17 protein-coding genes are annotated in these 19,068 nt (G+C 34.5%); 9 read left to right on the top strand and 8 right to left on the bottom strand.

Going from position 1 to position 19,068, the window contains the following annotated elements; all coding sequences use genetic code 11:
• The first annotated feature begins 259 nt into the window (after positions 1-259).
• Both V4538_15770 and rseP read left to right on the top strand, forming a co-directional pair.
• Complete coding sequence (locus V4538_15770) at positions 260-1,417, top strand: 1-deoxy-D-xylulose-5-phosphate reductoisomerase (protein MES2382505.1); 1,158 nt, start codon at positions 260-262, stop codon at positions 1,415-1,417.
• Between the two features lie 71 nt (positions 1,418-1,488).
• On the top strand, positions 1,489-2,835 hold the full coding sequence (gene rseP, locus V4538_15775; GenBank protein ID MES2382506.1) for an RIP metalloprotease RseP: 1,347 nt from the start codon (positions 1,489-1,491) through the stop codon (positions 2,833-2,835).
• A gap of 30 nt (positions 2,836-2,865) precedes the next feature.
• Here the strand turns inward: rseP and V4538_15780 are convergent, their stop codons facing one another.
• The 4 genes from V4538_15780 to V4538_15795 all read right to left on the bottom strand — a co-directional run bounded on the left by V4538_15780 (position 2,866) and on the right by V4538_15795 (position 7,979).
• Entirely contained in the window at positions 2,866-3,102 is a 237-nt protein-coding gene (locus V4538_15780; GenBank protein MES2382507.1) for a hypothetical protein, read from the bottom strand.
• Between the two features lie 96 nt (positions 3,103-3,198).
• On the bottom strand, positions 3,199-4,218 hold the full coding sequence (locus tag V4538_15785) for a hypothetical protein (protein MES2382508.1): 1,020 nt from the start codon (positions 4,216-4,218) through the stop codon (positions 3,199-3,201).
• A 2-nt stretch (positions 4,219-4,220) separates the two neighbouring features.
• A complete protein-coding gene (locus V4538_15790; protein MES2382509.1) occupies positions 4,221-5,612 on the bottom strand; it encodes an MBOAT family O-acyltransferase in 1,392 nt (463 codons plus the stop codon).
• 18 nt (positions 5,613-5,630) lie between these two features.
• Positions 5,631-7,979 (bottom strand): BamA/TamA family outer membrane protein, encoded by a 2,349-nt coding sequence (locus V4538_15795; GenBank protein ID MES2382510.1) that lies wholly within the window; start codon positions 7,977-7,979, stop codon positions 5,631-5,633.
• Between V4538_15795 and V4538_15800 the strand changes: the two genes are divergently transcribed.
• The 3 genes from V4538_15800 (at position 7,969) to V4538_15810 (ending at position 11,121) form a co-directional block, all read left to right on the top strand.
• On the top strand, positions 7,969-8,706 hold the full coding sequence (locus V4538_15800) for an RNA methyltransferase (protein ID MES2382511.1): 738 nt from the start codon (positions 7,969-7,971) through the stop codon (positions 8,704-8,706). The genes V4538_15795 and V4538_15800 overlap by 11 nt on opposite strands.
• Positions 8,707-8,767: 61 nt before the next feature.
• Positions 8,768-9,505: a hypothetical protein gene (locus V4538_15805; protein ID MES2382512.1), complete on the top strand. Its 738-nt coding sequence runs from the start codon at positions 8,768-8,770 to the stop codon at positions 9,503-9,505.
• A 59-nt stretch (positions 9,506-9,564) separates the two neighbouring features.
• On the top strand, positions 9,565-11,121 hold the full coding sequence (locus tag V4538_15810) for a DUF6798 domain-containing protein (protein ID MES2382513.1): 1,557 nt from the start codon (positions 9,565-9,567) through the stop codon (positions 11,119-11,121).
• Between the two features lie 138 nt (positions 11,122-11,259).
• Here the strand turns inward: V4538_15810 and lptC are convergent, their stop codons facing one another.
• From lptC to V4538_15830, 4 genes are read right to left on the bottom strand one after another with little or no spacing between them, the layout of a single operon-like run.
• On the bottom strand, positions 11,260-11,820 hold the full coding sequence (gene lptC / locus V4538_15815) for an LPS export ABC transporter periplasmic protein LptC (GenBank protein ID MES2382514.1): 561 nt from the start codon (positions 11,818-11,820) through the stop codon (positions 11,260-11,262).
• Positions 11,813-13,219, bottom strand: a complete 1,407-nt coding sequence (locus tag V4538_15820) for a hypothetical protein (GenBank protein ID MES2382515.1) — start codon at positions 13,217-13,219, stop codon at positions 11,813-11,815. Before V4538_15820 ends, lptC begins: the two co-directional genes overlap by 8 nt.
• Positions 13,212-13,934, bottom strand: a complete 723-nt coding sequence (locus V4538_15825) for a type III pantothenate kinase (protein MES2382516.1) — start codon at positions 13,932-13,934, stop codon at positions 13,212-13,214. The genes V4538_15820 and V4538_15825 overlap by 8 nt, the downstream gene beginning before the upstream one ends.
• 5 nt (positions 13,935-13,939) lie before the next feature.
• The gene (locus V4538_15830; GenBank protein MES2382517.1) at positions 13,940-14,665 is read right to left on the bottom strand and encodes a biotin--[acetyl-CoA-carboxylase] ligase; all 726 of its coding nucleotides are present in this window, start codon (positions 14,663-14,665) and stop codon (positions 13,940-13,942) included.
• Between the two features lie 67 nt (positions 14,666-14,732).
• Between V4538_15830 and rsfS the strand changes: the two genes are divergently transcribed.
• From rsfS to V4538_15850, 4 genes are all read left to right on the top strand, one after another.
• Positions 14,733-15,224: a ribosome silencing factor gene (rsfS, locus tag V4538_15835; protein MES2382518.1), complete on the top strand. Its 492-nt coding sequence runs from the start codon at positions 14,733-14,735 to the stop codon at positions 15,222-15,224.
• Positions 15,225-15,330: 106 nt separating this feature from the next.
• Positions 15,331-17,154: a membrane protein insertase YidC gene (gene yidC / locus V4538_15840; GenBank protein MES2382519.1), complete on the top strand. Its 1,824-nt coding sequence runs from the start codon at positions 15,331-15,333 to the stop codon at positions 17,152-17,154.
• A 112-nt stretch (positions 17,155-17,266) separates the two neighbouring features.
• Complete coding sequence (locus V4538_15845) at positions 17,267-18,151, top strand: pirin family protein (GenBank protein MES2382520.1); 885 nt, start codon at positions 17,267-17,269, stop codon at positions 18,149-18,151.
• Positions 18,152-18,333: 182 nt separating this feature from the next.
• A complete protein-coding gene (locus V4538_15850; protein MES2382521.1) occupies positions 18,334-18,765 on the top strand; it encodes an MltR family transcriptional regulator in 432 nt (143 codons plus the stop codon).
• The last annotated feature ends 303 nt before the right edge of the window (positions 18,766-19,068 follow it).

The following is a 19,068-nucleotide window of genomic DNA, read 5'->3' on the forward strand; positions in this document are numbered from 1 at the left end:
TATTTTATAGCCCAATCCACATCTACCCTGTTTATCAAGACTATATTTTTTTTATACCGCTATCTCAAACCCACATGTTAACAGCTTCTCCACTGTTATATAGATGAACTTTTTTTATTCTCTAACCTTTTATCTGCTTAACAGAACCGTTGTTAATGCTTACTTCTTTACTGTTTTTATTTTATATGACTTATTTAAATGCTCTATATCTTATAGCTGTTGGTTTAAAATATTTATTATTGCCCATTATTTAATGATAATGGATATTGAAAAAAAGAAAATTGGTATTTTAGGTAGTACGGGTAGTATTGGAACTCAAGCACTGGAAATAGTAAGGGAACAATCTGATGTAATTGAAATTGAAATACTGACAGCTAATAGCAATGCTGAGTTATTAATAAAACAAGCGCTTGAATTTAAGCCGAACCATGTAGTTATAGCTGATGAAACAAAATACTTGCAGGTAAAGGATGCATTATTTAATGAGGATATAAAAGTTTTTGCAGGCTCAAAGGCTATTGCTGATTTAATGGAGATTACTTCGGCTGATGCTATTTTAACTGCTATGGTTGGTTATAGTGGTTTAATGCCGACTATTAAGGCTATTGAAAATAAAAAGAAAATTGCTTTAGCTAATAAGGAAACGCTAGTAGTAGCAGGAGAATTGATAACGCAACTTTGCTATGAAAACAAGGTTGATTTAATACCTGTGGACTCTGAACACTCTGCTATTTTTCAATGTTTGGTAGGTGAAAACTTGGACAGTATTGACAAGGTTATTTTAACTGCAAGTGGAGGACCCTTTAGAGGAAAAAAAAGGGATGATTTATTTGAAATAACCAGAAAGGAAGCTTTGAAACACCCTAACTGGAGTATGGGTGCTAAAATAACAATTGATTCTGCTACTTTAATGAATAAGGGGTTTGAAGTAATTGAAGCTAAGTGGCTATTTGGCTTACAAAGTAATCAAATTGATGTGGTTGTGCATCCTGAATCTATTATACATAGTATGGTTGAGTTTAATGACAGTAGTATTAAAGCTCAAATGGGGTTACCTGATATGAAACTTCCTATTCATTATGCATTTTTTTACCCTGAAAGGGTTAAGACTTCTTTGAAAAGGATGTCGTTTAAAGATATAAAACAATTAAACTTTGAAGAACCCGATTTGGATACTTTCAGAAATTTAGCACTTGCCTATGAAGCTATGGATAAAAAAGGCAACATGGCATGTATACTTAATGCCGCTAACGAAATAGCGGTAGAAGCATTTTTAAACGATAAAATAAAGTTTTTACAGATTGCTGAAATTAATGAAAAATGTATGCAACAGGTTAGCTTTATAGCTAAGCCTAGTTTAAACGACTATATAGCAACTGATGAGGAAACCAGAAACTTGGCTAAAACAATGGTTTAATATATGAAATACTTTTATATTTTCGCGACTCAAAAAAATCTTGTAATTAGAGATTAGTTAACAAAAAAAACATGCAAACATTAACAATGATAGCGCAAGTAATTGCGGCTCTTTCTATTTTAGTATTAATTCATGAATTAGGCCATTTTTTAGCGGCTAAATTATTTAAAATTAAGGTAGATAAATTTTATTTATTCTTCGACTTTTTATTTCCAATGCCTAGTGTATTAAATTTTGCTTTGTTTAAATTTAAAAAAGGTGATACTGAATATGGTTTAGGTTGGTTTCCTATGGGTGGTTATGTTCAAATAAACGGTATGGTTGATGAAAATATGGGTAACCAAGACTTAACAAAACCTGCAGAACCTTGGGAATTTAGAAGTAAACCAGCTTGGCAAAGAATGATTGTAATGCTAGGGGGAATTATATTTAACGTAATTTTAGGCATTATTATTTTTGCAGGTATTAAATACCATTATGGCGAACAATTATTAATAAATAGTTCGGTTAAACATGGTATTGTTCCTAGTGATTTTGCAAAGGAGGTTGGTTTTGAATTGGGTGATAAAATTATTAGTGTTAATGGTAAAAATATTATTCACTTGGAAGATGCTTTAAATAGTGATGTAATTCTTGGTGAGAGTGCTTCTTATGTTGTTGAAAGAAATAATGAGCAGGTAAGTGTTAAATTACCTGCTGACTTTTTAAACAAGTTACCTCGCAAAGCAAAAGGCGGTTTCTTCTCGCCAAGAATGGAATTGTATGTAGCTAAAACTTTACCCGGCTCTGCTGCTGAAAAGGCTGGTCTTTTAGCTGACGACAGAATTGTTGGCGTTGATTCTATATCTTTTAATTGTTTTGACGAGTTTCAACCTCTATTGGAAAAATATGCAGGCAAAACAACTAAGTTAACTGTTATTAGAAACAATGATACTGTTGGTTTGAATGCATCGATTGGAAATGACGGAAAGCTTGGATTTATGCCTACTGATAAAATGTGGAGGTTTGATACAATCAATTATTCTATTATATCTTCAATTCCTGCCGGAATTAACCAGGCTTATGAAACTATAGCGAATCAAATTTCGGGTTGGGGTAAAATATTTCATGGTGATATAGCTATTAATAAGGCTGTACAAGGACCTATTGGCATTGCGCAGTATTTTGGACCGAGATGGGATTGGTTAAACTTTTGGATGCTGACTGCTCTTATTTCAATGGGCTTGGCTTTTATGAATTTTTTACCAATACCTGCTTTGGATGGTGGCCACGTGGTTTTATTGATAATTGAAATGATTACGAGAAAACCAATTAGTATAAAGGTACAGGAGCGCGTTCAAACGGCCGGTACTATTATATTACTAAGCTTAATGGTTTTGATTTTTGGTAATGATATTCTAAACTTATTTAAAAAGTAATTCTCGGGAAACAAAATGTAGGCTAATCAATTAGTCTACATTTTGTTGTAACGCATCTTTTGCTTTTTGTAAGATGGCTTCAACGGAATCTTCACTTGGCCTGATATAGGTTTTATTCAGTAAATCAATGCTATCAAGCAGCTCAAAGTATTGGCTCTGTAAGGTGGTACTTTGTGATATGGCCAGCTCTATGGCTGCTGTTTTTTCAAGGGTGGTTTCCTTAAATATATATTCCAATAAATCGTCTTCGGAGTAGTTATTTTGCATATAAATCAGGTTTAAGTTTTCTATTTAACGAATGTATTATAATTTTAGTACAAAGTAAAAATGGAATTCAAATTTTAATCTTGCTTCAATTTCTCGTTAATTAAGTGTTTTTAACATATTTTGAGCAATAATCCATCTACCTGTTTGGTTATAATGTTCTGTTGTCCAATTCTGGTCTATATAATCTTTGCCTTTTACATTGGTAAAATTATCAATAACGGTTACACCTAAAGCACTGTATCTTTCTATTAAAAAGTTTTTATTTTCTATCATTAAATTAACTAATTCCTTTCCTACTAAGCTGTCTGCATACTCCACATTTTCGGGTAACAGATTAAATATTAATTTAATGTTCTTTTCTTTTACTGTCTGAACTATTTCATCGAAATTTTTAATTCGTGGATTGGTTACGGGATTTATTGTAAAGGCATAACTTTTTACGTAACTACAAGCCAAACTAATTTTGGGCATATCCCAATCGCCATTGGGTAACAGGTAGGTTCCATTTGCCATTCCATTATCCCAATCTCTTACATTTTTATATTTAAAATTCGATGGTACATTAATAAAGTCGTATTTCCACTGCTGTTCTTTATTGTAATTACGCAATTCTATTGATTTGTTATCGTATGCGTTAAAAGCTAATTTCAGGCGTTTTATAATGGGTGCACCGGGTTGGTACATGACCGCAGTCTGGCTTAATTTGGTTTCTAACTCTGAATTAATCCAATCGGCATTGAATGACCTTAGATTTAGTGCCACAATAATTGTTTTTACTTTTGTTTCTGTTTGTATATTTTTTATAAGTTGGGTATAAATACCTGCGTGCAGGGCTGAATACTCTACTGCATTTATTTTTAAAGGTGATAACGTATCTAACATTTCAGAGGTAGATAGAGTACATGTATCATTATCGGCATACCTTCCATTACTTGATTCTGCAAAGTATAAAACATCGCTTACTTGTTGTAAGCTATCTAATTGGAATAGGATATTGGCATCGAAATGATCTATATCTGAAAAATAGAAATATTTTTTATATACAACGTTTGATAATGTTAAGCATAAGGCTGCTACTATTAAGGTTTGACAAAGTTTTATAAACAGCTTTTTCATAATTAGAATTGAAAATAAATGAATTGAAAACTTTGTATTCCACTAAAAAGTAAAATACTTACACTTAATATTATATATAATACCCAGCGAATAGGTGTGTTTTTACTCTGCAAAAACACATCGAATCTGTTTTTGATGAGTAAAAATTCGAATATTATAAACAATAATACCATTGCCATTTGGCTTACCGGTAAATGGACTTGTTTGGTAGCTTCAAAACTATATTGGAAACATTGTAATATTACTTGTTTGGCTATGGTTAAATTAGGAGAGCGAAAGAATACCCAAATGAATGTGGTTAATAAGAAGGTTAAGATAATTCCTAAAAATGATATTGTTTTTGAGGTGGTAAATGTAGTTGGGCGAATTTTATGGTACAGGGCTTCTAATAAATAAAATGTGGCGTGTAAAAGCCCCCAAATAATGAATGTATAATTGGCTCCATGCCAAAAACCACTTAAACCAAATACTATAATAATATTAATAATCCACCGTAGGGTATTTACTTTACTTCCTCCCAATGGAATAAAAACGTAATCGCGAAACCAGGTTGATAAGGATATATGCCAACGTTGCCAAAACTCTTTTAAATTAACGGCAAAATAGGGTTGTTTAAAATTATCCATTAGGTGTATATCGAGCATTTTGGCGGCTCCAACGGCAATAGTTGAATAGCCATAGAAATCAGCATAGATTTGAATGGAAAATGCTATTAATGCCACCCAGGCTGAGCTTGAAACATATGTTGTAGGTGCTTGATAAAAACTATTTACTAGTGGTGCTAAATTATCGGCTACGCACATTTTTACAAATAACCCGTAAAGTATTAAACGCAGGCCCTGACTTATGTTTTTGTATTTAAATTTATGTTTTAACCTGAATTGATTGCCCAAATGTGAAAATCTTTCGATGGGACCTGCAATCATTTGGGGGAAAAACAAAACGTAATTGGCAAAATAGCCTATGTGTTTTTCGGCTACTTGTTTTCTTTTGTATACTTCTATAATATAACTTAATGATTGGAAGGTATGGAAGGATAAGCCAATAGGCAAAATAATTTCAATTGGGTGTAAATTATTGTAGTATGGAGCAAATACATCAACAAAAAAATTATAATATTTAAAATAGGCCAGCAAGCCTAAATTGCTTGTAATACTTACCAGTAGCAGTGTTACTCTTAGTGTTTTATTCTGCCATTTATCAAGTAGTAAACCTGTTGTATAATCTATTAGGATAATAGCATATAAAATAAGTATGTATGGTAGGAAGAATACGGAATAGAAATAGGTACTAGCTAAAAATAATAGAATCCAGCGCCATTTGTTTTTTAGCAAATAGTAAAATATGGTTACTATGGGTAAAAAGAATAAAAAATGTAATGAATTAAACTGCATTTTATATTTACTATTAACTTAAAAAGGATAACCTATACCAAAATTAAAAATACTATTGTCCCAATACCACGATAAATCTTTGGCATTTTCAATAACCCACCTATTGCCTATTGTTTGCGTTGGATCGTGTAAAGGAACTGCTGCATCTAACCTAAAAACGAAAATACTTAAATTTAATCGTACACCAATTCCTGATCCTACTGCTAATTGGTTATAAAAATTGGTTATATCGAAATCGGCCCCTACCCGCCCGTCTTGGCGTACTACCCAAACGTTACCAGCATCGGTAAACAGGGCTCCTTCTATAAATCTTTTGTATAAATTGAATCTATATTCGGCATTCATTTCTATTTTTATATCACCTGATTTATCTATTTGATTGGTGGTTGAATAAACTCCGGGACCTACGGAACGTGGACGAAATGCTCTTAAACTATTGGCTCCTCCTGTAAAAAACCTTTTCTCAAAGGGAATATAATCGGGTGAATTACCGTAAGGTAAAGCATAACCTACTGCTAACCTATAAACCATGGTATTATTTATGTCTATCCATTGATTATACCTACCGTCAATGTAGGATTTTACGTATTGAAAATAATTTAATCCTAATATTTCGTATTTATCTTTAATATTTCTTGATTCATCGGTAACTTTTGGTGCATCTAATAGCTTGTTTAATCCGGTGACTATATTACCTGCAAGTTCCAAGGCATCAAACCTTAAAAAGAAAAAACTTTTGCCTTTGCTTATAGGTTGGGTACTATAGGTTAACCCTAACCTGATATCGTTAATAATTAGATTATTGGCAAAAACATTTTGTAGGAATATGTCTGTTTTACTGCGTTCCTCTAATGAAGCATTATTAAAGCTTGTTTGTATATAACTTATTTCAGGGAAAGCAACGTAGTAAGTGGTTAATTTTCTGTTTAACTGATAGGAAGAACCTAATGTTAATACTCTTCTCTGGTAATCAACATTTTTTTCATAGATAATGGATGAGTTGATGATTGTTTTGGTACTGGCATTGTTAAACTTCCTATCTAATTTAGGTAGGAATAATAACTGGGGAATGATAATACTTGCTGTTAATGATTGCTCATTACTATTAAAAAATGGAGTTGGACTAATATTTTCTCCGCGCTGTGCCTCAAAACTTGTACGAAAACGGAACTGCAAAATTTCGCCATTGTGAAAAATGTTTCTGTCTGTTAGCTGAATAACTGCTGCTAATCCAAAATTTCGTGAACTTTGTGTTGCCACTAAATTGCCCTGATCACTTGTAATAGCCTGTGGTTCTATGGTGAAATCGTATTTACCCAGTTGTTTTAAGCTAATGTAAAAATCAATAAAATGTTGGGTATCATTTTCAACTAACGTAGGTGTTATGGTTACCAAACGGAATAGTTGTAAATCGTTAAGCCTGGTGTATGTCTTGTTTAAATTATTTTGCTGGAAAATTTCGCCACTCATTAAAAAATTCATTTTATCGAGTATGGTGGGGTTTATTTTACTTCCATTTGCCAGGTATTTGAAGTTTTTTGTTACAAGTGTATCGTACTTTTTAGTATTGTTTTTATGATTGGGCTCTACTTCTATTACCAAATTTCTAATGTAATATTGGTTAAAGGGTACTTGTTCTGTTTTGTTGTTTATATTAATATCTACAGCTAAATAATCTTCTGCGTAGTTGGTATCTATATTAAAATCAATGTATTCTTTGGCAAATGTATAGTAACCATTATTCCTTAAATTAGTGGTTATTCTATTTTGCTCGTTTAAAAAATCTTCTCTGTTAAAACTTCTTCCTATTTTAATATTGCTTTCGCTAATGGTTGCATTGATTAGTTCGTATAGCTTTTTATCAGGGCAGTTAACATTTAACTTATTGTATTTATACTGGTTATTGAGTTTAACATGGTAGGTAACGACTTTGCGTTCTTTTAAAAATGTTCTGTCGGCTACGGTGTAGGTAATTTCTGAATAATAATAGCCTTGTGATTTAAGATAATTACGCATGGCTCTTACGCTTGTCTCAATCATGCTCGAGTCTAAAATAACTGGAACGCTACCCAACTCGTCTCTAAAAAATCGTTTTAATTTTGTATCTTTTTTACCTGCATCGCCTAAACGGTAGAAGAATACATTTAATCTTACTATACCTAAAAATTTACTCCCAGGCTTTTGTTTTATCTGGCTTTCTAAATCGGATTCAAAAAAACGGCCTTTGCCTTTTTCTTCTATTTCTACTTTGTTTTTAACTAATTTAGGACCTTCGCGTTTATGAATTCTGCTTATATTGCACGCACTAAACAGGGCCCAACCGGCTACTATTAGAATAATATTTTTATGTTTAAGTATGCTTAGCAAATCAACAATTCAGTATTTAAAAGGTTTAAAAGAAAAATCAAACAGATACTCCGAAGGCTTTTTTTTGGCCGAAGGTAGTAAATCAGCTATTGAATTTCTTGCATCAAATTTACATATTGAAGCTATATATGCCACTATGGATTGGGCACTTATGTTTCCACAATATAAAAATGATGTACGCTTACAAATAATTTCTCCGAAAGAAATTGAGCAAATAAGCTCACTTAAAAGTACGCGCGATGTGGTATTACAAATTGCATTCCAAGAAAATAAAATAGAGCAAATAAACTTACAATCGAAGTTACATTTGGTTTTAAACGATATTCAAGACCCGGGTAATTTGGGTACTATTATACGCATTGCTGATTGGTATGGAATTAAAAATGTAGTTTGTTCGGAAGGTACGGCTGATTGTTATAACAATAAGTGTATTCAGGCTACAATGGGTAGCATAGCGCGGGTAAATGTTTTTTATACTGACTTATTAAACTGGTTACCAAATATTAAATTACCTATTTATGGTGCAGTAATGGATGGTAAAAATATAAATAGTGTTGGTTTTGAAAATGAAGGATTGCTTTTAATTGGTAACGAAGGAAAGGGTATCAATTCTAGTTTAATGCCTTATATTTCGGAACCTATTAGTATAAAAAGGGTTGGATTGGCTGAAAGTTTAAATGCTGCTATTGCTACGGCTATAATTTGCGACAGATTTTTAAATAGTTAAACAAGCAACCAAATATTTACTTTATTTGACTAACGGACAGCTAAGCATATTAGTTAAACTTATGAAGAGAAAGCTTTATTTTATGCTCATTTTGCTAAATTGCTTTGTTGCTAAATCGCAAGAATTGATGGTTTCTGGTGGACTTTCGTTGCCTCTTAATCCGTATTCGGGGGGTGATATTCTGGATAATAGTGATGGGCATGCTACAACTGGGTATAACTTTAAATTTGATTATATTTTTTTAAAACAAAGCAAATTAAATTTTAGCCTTGGGGCTTTTTACTTTAGCAATGATTTAAACACCAGCAACCTGGAAAGGCAATATAATAAGGCTTATGGAAAACAATCGGTATTTACACTAGTCAGCCCTTATACGGGTTTGGGTATTGGAGGCAGCATTTTATACTATATAGGTAAGCAAAACAGCAAAATAAAGGGTATTTCAAAAATATCGTTGGGACAAATGTTTGTGAACTCCCCTGAGTATACCGTAGTGGATAGTAATTATTACCAAAGGGTTTTAAGCAATGAAGCTTCCAGTACGTTTTGGGGTTTGGGTTTGGGTATTGAGTATAGTGCTAGCCCTCAATTGAGTTTAATTGGTTTTGTAGAGTATTTGTATAGTCGTGTTGATTTTGGAAATCCGAGGTCTAAAAACGCTGCGGGACAAGTAATTACTTCTACCAGTAATAGTACCAATGCGCAAGCTGTTATTAATTTAAATATAAATATAGGGTTAAGTTATAAGTTTTACAGCTACGAGGGTAAGTTGACACAAAAACTGAAACCGAAAAAATAAGCTTTATGTTTTTTAGTTTTATAAATAGTGTTTTATTTGACTAACGTAAAAACTATCCATTGCAGTTACTTCATAACAGGTATTTACATTTTCTTTTTATAGCCATTTTATATATTTTAACCAATGGTTATTTGTTTAATACGGGCGATCAGGCGGAGCATTTACCCCAGTTGTACCAAAAGTTAAATCCTGAACTTTACCCACACGATTTTTTCCTGACTTACTACAATCAAACTTTTACTGTAAGGTTCTATTTTGTAAATTTTATGTATGCGCTTGCACAGCTTTTTGGTGTGGAGTTAAGTTGTTTTTTTGTTTATATTATTTGTGTGTATTGGGCTGTAGCGGGTGTTTATTTTCTTTTTACCTGTTTTACTGATAATACTGCTCATACTTGGATAGGTGTGTATTTCTATTTATTCTTTGCCCGTTATTTTGTTATTGGAGGTAATTATTTTCAGGATGATATGCTGGTAGGCAGCAGTATTGCGGAGGTTATGTGTGTGTGGGCTTTCGTTTTACTATTTCGAAATAAAATATATTATGCTGCTTTACTGGCGGGCATAGCCAGTTTGTTTCAACCGCTTATTGGTTTGCATGTGGCATTTATTATGGGTGGAGCTTTGCTTATAAAACATATAAAACGAAAAGAATGGAATGTAAAAACTGTTTGGGAGTTATTGGGATTTACCGCCATTTATTTTGCTATAGCTGCTTTTGTTTTATTACCTATTGCTTTAAAACAATCGGGTTCTACAGTTAATAATGAAGAAGCAAATAAAATTTTGTATGAATACCGCGGGGCTTTGCATTATTTACCACAGCTTTTCCCGGTTAAGGATTATGTTTTAATGATTGGTTTTTTATTGGCATCAGTTGTTGCTATTTATTATAGCGCTATAATAAACAAACAGCTTTTACTCACGGTGATTGGCTTTACCATAACCTGTACTTTGTTGTTTGCAGTCTATTTATTGATTAATCCTTATTCAAACCTTGGCAAGCTGCAATGGTTTAAAACTTCGGTATGGATTAATTTATTGGCTGCGGTATGTGTTACAGGTATATTGCAATTCAAGTCAATAACATTTGGCAAACCTTTACTTTTTGCAGGTGTTGTATGTATATGTGGTTGGGCGGGTTTTAAAGGTTTTAAAAATTACACGCAAAACAAATTACCTTTTTGTAATACCAGTGAGCTAACTCTGGCGCATGAATGGATTTTAAATAATACGCCTGTTGATTGTATTGTTTTAGCTCCCCCTAATGATTACTCGTTTTCATGCGAAGCCAAACGCAGTATGCCTGTTAACTATAAAGCCATTGTACACGAAGCCCCTTATTTGCTCCAATGGAAAGCGGGCATGGAAAAATATTATGGTGTTGATTTTGCCCATTTGGAAAAGCTGAATTGTTTACCTGAAGCTGTTAATGGGTTTTATAAAATAAACTTTAGTGATTATGGCAACAAGGAAATTGATTATGTAATGTTAGCCAAACAACAAATACCTGCGGGATTGTACGATAACGAACAGGTATGTTTCAGCAATAAGGAATATATGGTACTTAAAATGAATAGGGCTGTTATAAACTACCGCGTTTTTTTAGCCAGATAAAGGTAAAAACAATAGCCATTATAAAGTATAAATAGGCTTTTCCTTTTACAAAGTCTTCGAAAAAGGAAATATAAAACCCAACCAATAAACTAATTATTGCAATAATAAGCCAATTACGCAGAATCCATTTTTCCATTGTTATTTTATACTTACTACTCCCCTAATTTTTAAAATTTTGTATGGATTAAATGCGGAATTGGTTTCCAGTCCATCTCCATAAATAATATCGTTTTTAGTGGTAATTTTAACAGCTTCGTTGGTGCTTATTAAATTGGTTTTTTCATCCCAAACCAAACTTTCTGTTCTTAAGGTATCGCCTTTAATGTTTACTACTATTACATCGTACTTGGCAGTCATGGTACGTTGCTGGTCATCGCGAACTGCGTATTTTGATTTAATATAACTGGTTATTTTTTTGTCTTTATCGTAAAAATAAGCTGTTATACCTTTTGTCATTACAGACTGGTTTCGTTTTTCATTATCGAAACGTTGCATAATGGGTGCAAATACTTTGGCTTTAACAAAACCTGAATCGGTATAGTTTAGTACTATATTGGAACCTTCTTCCATAGGCAAATTATCGGCAGCGGTAATTACTCTTACTTTTTCTATATTATCGTTTTTACATGCTCCTAACAGCATACATATTGATACTAAAAATAAAAATGTTTTGCTACCTATGTTTTGCGTATTAGTCATATTTATAATATTTGATAAACCATTTATCAGAAAAAACTACGCCTATTGTAAACCGCATATACTCCTCGTTAAGCACTGAACTACTTGCCCCACGGGTAAAATAATCAAAGCCTAAATTAATACGTGAGAATTTCCTGTATCTGTCTCTGTCAGCAATAGGTATGCCAACTCCAAAACTGTAGCCAATTACATTGATTGATTGTCCGTTTATATTTAAATTGGTTTGCTCAAATCTATAACCTGCTCTGTACTCTAATCGTTTTAAATAATTGCGGTTATCTTCTTTTAAGTCCGGAATCCAGCTACCACCTATTCCAAAACTTAATGAGTTTTGCAAAGCATCGTTTATTCCAAAGTGTCTGAAATCTTTCCAGGCTGTAGTGGTTACATCGGCACCAAGCGACCAATTTAAAGCTGTAAACCCAACACCATATTTTAAACTCATGGGCATGGTGTAAACACCTTTTTTGTTATCGTCTGTTTGTATGGAATCGCGCGCATAATCAACGCCACCACGTGTTAAGGTACGGAAAGAGTAACGCTGGGTAGCATTTAAATCTGTTTGTAAATTAAAACTAAAACCTGCGTTAAAACTTACATATTTTTTTTTGCCTTGTACAAATGCTTTGTGCTCAAATCCATTGCTGTCAACTACGGTTTTATACCATGGTATGCTCATGTTTATACTATCAAAATGTGATTGTATTCCGTAATCGATTAAAAAACCTCCTACATAATCTTTTCTATCAACAGCCCAGTTAAACATATAATAATCGCTTGGAATGGACTGAACTATTTGGGTATTAATCTGACCGAATAAATAACCCACGTTTACACCTACCGAAAAATTCTTGTTTATTTTAGCTCCCAAGCCAATATAAGCACGTGTTAATCCGCCTGTACCTATTTGCGAAAGATTAGCATTGATTATTCCTGAAGTATCTGTTTGTATTTTATTGACACTGGTTACATTGTAACCTACTGATGAGTATGGAGCTGCACCAAAAGCAAAACCTATTCCTTTTTTTGAAATGCGTCCGCCTAAGTTAAAATACGATAAGCCTGAAAGTGATGCATTCATTTCGCCTACATTGCCTTTAAATGTACCGCTGGCTAAAGAGGCTCCTGCTTCTATATTGGTTTGTAGCAAAGCGCTGTACGAAGCCGGATTTAATGAATTGATATCGAACCCGCGTCTGATTCCCTGACTTAACTGCCCCATATTGCCTAAAGCAACGGAGCCATAGTATTGTAAATCGCCAGGACCATAATATGAATAAGGACTTTGGGTTAAATTTTGTGATTGTGTGTTTGTTATAAACAACAAAACAAAAGCGATGAATATAGAGGTGCTTTTGTTTATTGAAAATAAGAATTGCCTAACGTGGGCTTTATACATTGTATGTTAAAATTTTATTGAGACCGAATAATGTTAAATAGGGATGCGCAAATACGCTTTTTTTTAGGTGTTTTTCAAACAAAAAACAATCGCCTCCACTTAATAATAGTTCGGTGGTGCCAAACTCTGTTTCATATAGGTTAATGCGTCCTTTTATTTCTTCTAACATACCAATAAAAGCACCGCTTTGCATACAGGTTTCGGTACTGTTTCCATTAAAGTGGCCGGGCTCTGTAAAATTTAACAGAGGCAGTTTTTCGGTAAAATGACTCATGGCTTGTAAACGCATATTTAAACCGGGCGATATAGCACCGCCCAGGTATTGTGCTTTACGGTTAACAAACTCAAAGGTTACACAGGTGCCGCAACTAACTACCAACACGTTGTTTTCAGTAACATAATTGGTTGCTGCTGCTGCCAGTGCTATCCTGTCCACCCCTAATGTTTGTGGCGTAGCATATAAATTTTCAAAAGGTAATGGAGTACTGGCTGTTAATACCAATGTATTGGTTTTTTGCGCCAGTATATCCTGAAGGTTTTGATTGCTTGCTCCTACCCTGCTTATAATGCTATGGGTAATGTTATATTTTAAAAGTAGCTGCGCTATTGTTTCGCCTGATAAATGTTCAACAGCAACAGACTCTAACAAATCAGCCTGGTTAAAAACGCCCACTTTGGTTTGGGTGTTGCCTATATCTATGCATATATTCATCATAGCGCTTAAATAATCATTCCTATTTCTTTATGGGCAAACAATTGTACCGTTTGACCAATTAGCACCTCTAACAAGCCTTGTTTGTTTACGCTGTCTATTTGCCCTAAAACCATTTGGTTATTAATGGTAAAGTAACTGGTTTCGTGTTTGCGGAACAAATGAGCGTTATAGGTTTCTATTATTTCGTCCCACTTGCCTGCCTTAATGTTTTCATACGCCATGCTTAACTCTTCCAGCAAAACGTTTAATACTTCTTCTATTTCAAATGGGGTGTTTATTATATTGTTTAATGAAATGGCATTTTTATTGAAAAAATGTGTTTGTTTCACATTTAAGCCTATACCTACTACAGTTTGTTTAATATTTTCGCCCTGTATGGAGTTTTCAATCAGTATACCTGCTATTTTTCTGTTGTTAATATATATATCGTTGGGCCATTTAATATAACATTTGGTTTGGGCTAACTTAAATACTACCTGCTGCAATGCAATGCTTACGGCCATATTAATATAGGCTTGCTGCTCAACGGGCACTTTATTAAATTCAAACAAAATACTGCACAGCAGGTTTTTATTCACTTCGCTCTCCCATACACTATTGGCCTGCCCCCTACCCGCTGTTTGGTACGCACTGTAAACCACCAAACCATTTTGAGCGGGTAAGCTTTTAAGGTAATTATTGGTTGAATTTACCTGATTTACAAAGTGTATTTGAAATTGAATACCTAACAAAATTTTTAAAACGGTTTTAAAATCTTACTTTTGGCCCGCAATATAGCAAGATAAAAAGAAGAAGAGCATGGCAAAAATACCAGCAAAAAAAACAGCCGCAAAGAAAGCAGCCCCTAAAAAAACTACTACAAAGGCTACTGCAGCTAAAAAAGTAAGTGCAAAAACCAAGACCACTCCTAAAGAAGATAAAATTAATAAGATAAGCGATCCAACTGAATTTTTAGCTTGGGCGGTAGCTCAGGGTATGTTTGAGAGAAAAGCCGAAGACATTAAAATTTTAGATATGCGCAAAGTAAAAGCAGCCAGTGCTGATTTTTTTGTAATTAGCCATGCCGAAAGCGATAAGCAGGTAGAGGCTATTGCACGCAGTGTGGATGAAGAAGTAAAAAAACTAACCGGAGAAAACCCTTGGCACCGCGAAGGATTGGAAAATATGGAATGGGTTTTATTGGATTACTTTAATGTAGTAGCTCACGTATTCCAACGTGAGAAACGTGAGTTTTACGGAGTGGAAGAGTTATGGGGCGATGCGACCTTAGTTGAATTTAAAGGAAAATAATAGTTTAAACTTAAGCATTTACAATTAAACAGGCTGTAAAAAGTTACTGTAAAAGTCATGAAAAAAATAGGTGCATGATATTACATTTGCAGCCCTAGAAAAAAATATGTTAGACAGAAACACACTTATAGGCTTTACGCTTATTTTGGCCCTTTTAGTAGGTTGGGCTTACTTTTTAAAACCTAGCGATGCAGAAATGGAGGCTTACAAACGCCAACAGGATAGCACTAAAATAGCAGACATTAAGCAGGATAGTTTAATCAGAGCCAGTTTAGATACTGCTCAAAGCAAAAAACTAACTGCTACTACTGATAGCAATGCCGTAAAAAGCACCTTTGGTTCATTTGCAGCTTATGCCAATGGCAAAGAAGAGTTTACCAGCATTGAAAACGATGAACTAAAAATTACTTTCAGCAACAAAGGCGGTAGAATATATAAAGTACAATTAAAAAAGTACCTTACTTACGGCAAAAAGGAATTATTGTTATTAGACGGAGCAGAAAACAAACAATCGTTTGATTTCCCTACCACTGATAATAAAATTATTAATACCGCTGATTTATACTTTGTGCCTACTTTGGGTGCTGATGGTAAAAGCTTAAGCATGAAGGTAAGCTTGGGTGCTAACCAATATATTGAGCAACTGTATGCTTTTGACGAGAACAATAATATTTTAAAATACACTATTAATTTAGTTGGATTGGAAAACATTATTCAGCGCAACAGAACCAGTATTGACTTAAACTGGACTGCCAATATCAGACCACAAGAAAAAACACGTGAGGCAGAAGAGCGCGTTTCCACTATTTATTACCGTGTAAAAGATGATGAGCCAGCTTCGTTATCGGAAAACAAAGAAGTAAAAGAAAATATTACCAGCGATTTGCAGTGGGTTAGTTACAAGCAACAATATTTTAACCAAACCATTATTGCCGATAAAGGATTTACCGATGCAGTTTTGGAAACTAAAAACGATCCTTATAAAAACAATATACGCAACTTTAGCGCTGTTTTAACCTTACCGTATAACCATACTGCCAATGAAAATTTCAGTATGAAAATATACTACGGGCCTAACCACTACAAAACTTTAGAGAAATTAGGTATTTCAATGGAGCGTATTGTTCCTATGGGCTGGGGCGTTTTCCGTTGGGTAAATAAATATATTGTAGTTAACGTATTTTCTTTCTTAAGTAAGTATATTGGTAGTTTTGGTATTATTATTTTAATACTTACCCTTATTATAAAAACAGCCTTATTGCCTTTGGTATACAAAAGTTATTTAAGTGCTGCTAAAATGCGTTTATTGAAACCTGAGTTGGATGAAATAAAAGAGAAAAATGGTAACGACATGACCAAAATTCAGCAGGAGAACATGAAAATGTACCGCAAGGCGGGTGTTAATCCGTTTGGAGGTTGTATTCCGGTATTGTTACAGTTACCTATTTTATTTGCCATGTTCCAGTTTTTCCCTTCGGCTTTTGAATTACGCCAGCAAAACTTTTTATGGGCAGATGATTTATCAACGTTTGACAATGTGTTCACCTTACCTTTTCCTATTCCAATATATGGGAGCCACGTAAGTTTATTTGCTTTGTTAATGACTATTTCATCTGTGGCTTATGCCTTATACAATAACCAGGCTACAGGTGCTACAGGACAAATGAAATGGTTAGGTTTAATTATGCCGGTAGTATTTTTATTTACCTTAAACAGCTTTGCGGCAGGATTAAACTACTACTACTTTGTATCCAACCTAGTAACCATTTTACAACAGTTAACCATTAAGTTTTTTGTTGACGAGAAGAAACTACACAGCCAATTGCAGGAGAACAAAAAGAAACCTCAGCAAAAATCTAAGTTCCAGCAAAAACTGGAAGATATGGCTAAGAAACGTGGTGTTGATTTGAATAATATGGGTAAAAAATAAAAGCTTTATGGCTTATAGTAAAAGGTTGGGTTTATAAAAACCCAACCTTTTTTGTTTACCTGCTTTTTAAAAATAAAAGGAATGTTACTTTTGGCTCACAATCCATCCATATATGTCGAATATTAATTTAATTATTGAAGAAAGAGCGGCTGATATTGGCCATTTTCTGGTAGGGCGTTTATTACCCTTTCGCCAAAAGCGCATGATTGGCCCTTTTATTTATATTGACCACATGGGGCCGGTAAAGCTGCACGAGCGCGATAACTTTGATATTTTACCACATCCGCATATAGGACTTTCCACCCTTACTTATTTGTTTGAAGGCAGCATTATGCACCGCGATACTTTAGGTAACGAAGTGGAAATAAAACCCGGTGCTGTAAACTGGATGACAGCCGGTAAGGGAATAGTACACTCGGAAAGAACACCTGAATACTTACGGCATGCCGATAAAACCATGCATGGCTTGCAAATATGGGTGGCATTGCCCAAACATTTGGAACAAATGGACCCTGAGTTTTTCCATATTGAGGAAAGCCAAATTCCTGCGTGGACAAAAGATGGCGTACACTATAAACTGGTGGCGGGCGAAGTAATGGGTCACCGCTCAGCCGTTCCTGTATATAGTCCTTTATATATGCTCGAAATAAAAAGCACTGTTACCCAAACCATCAATCTTGGTGAGCATTTGTTTGGCGAAAGCGGCTTGTATATTTTGGAAGGAAGTATAGAGAGCGATGGACATACGTATGGCCCTAAACAAATATTAGTGGCTAAGAATGCTACCCTTTGTGAATTTACCATAGCTGCCAACAGCACCATTTATATTTTTGGCGGAGAGCCTTTCCCCGAAGAAAGATTTATTGACTGGAACTTTGTTGCCTCCAGCAAGGAGCTGATTGAAGCAGCTAAACAGAAATGGATAGCGCAGGCCTTTGATAAAATTAAAGGTGATGAAGTAGAGTTTGTTCCTTATCCTGTTCGCAAAAGGGATTAATCTCCTCGCTGCCGGTGCGAGCGTCCGCTCGTTCCAACACTATATGTTGTGCCATTGCAGCCGTCCTCGCCTGCAATAATTGTTTCTCCAATACCTGGTCATGGAATAGCATTTTATTGAACCCTTTCAGGGTTCTCTTCTTTGTTTAGCTCTTTTTACCCGCAGGCTGCCACCCACAGTTATTGATATTATACCCCTTCGGGGTAATAGCTATGTTATGGTATTACCACATAGAAAACATTACCCGCCAACACAATAACACGACACCGCAACACAATAACATTACATTTCAAGACAATAACATTACCCGTCAACACAATAACATTGCATTGCAACACAATAACATCATTCGTCAACACAATAACATGACACCTCAACGCAATAACATTGCATTGCAACACTCAAACATTACTCGTCAAGACAAGAACATTACACTTCAACACAATAACATTACCCGTCAACACAATAACACTGCATTGCAAGACAACAACATTACACCGCAACATAATAACATTACATCGCAACACAATAACATTACATCGCAAGACAATAACATCATTCGTCAACACAATAACATGACATTTCAACTCAACAACGTTGCTTCGCAACACTAAAACATGCTGCCATTGCAGGCGTTCTCGACTGCAATAATGGTTTCCTCTTTCTTATTTCGATACTTTTTGCATTGCAAAAAAAGTATCCAAAGGGCTGATGTGTTGTTGGTCGGGAGACACAACAACGGCAATGCTTCTGCCCGCTGGCCGTCCCGATAGCTCCCGATAGCTATCGGGATTGTCTGCCCTACCCGCGCCTGCTATTGGGGTTTATTGGATGGTTATGAAATTTTGTGGAGAGGTCTTGAAAGATAGTTGAGAGGTGTTGCGATGGAGCTGAGAGGTGTTGCGATGTTGTGGAGA

Source organism: Bacteroidota bacterium (genome assembly GCA_040388375.1).
GTDB lineage: Bacteria > Bacteroidota > Bacteroidia > UKL13-3 > UKL13-3 > JAAFJM01.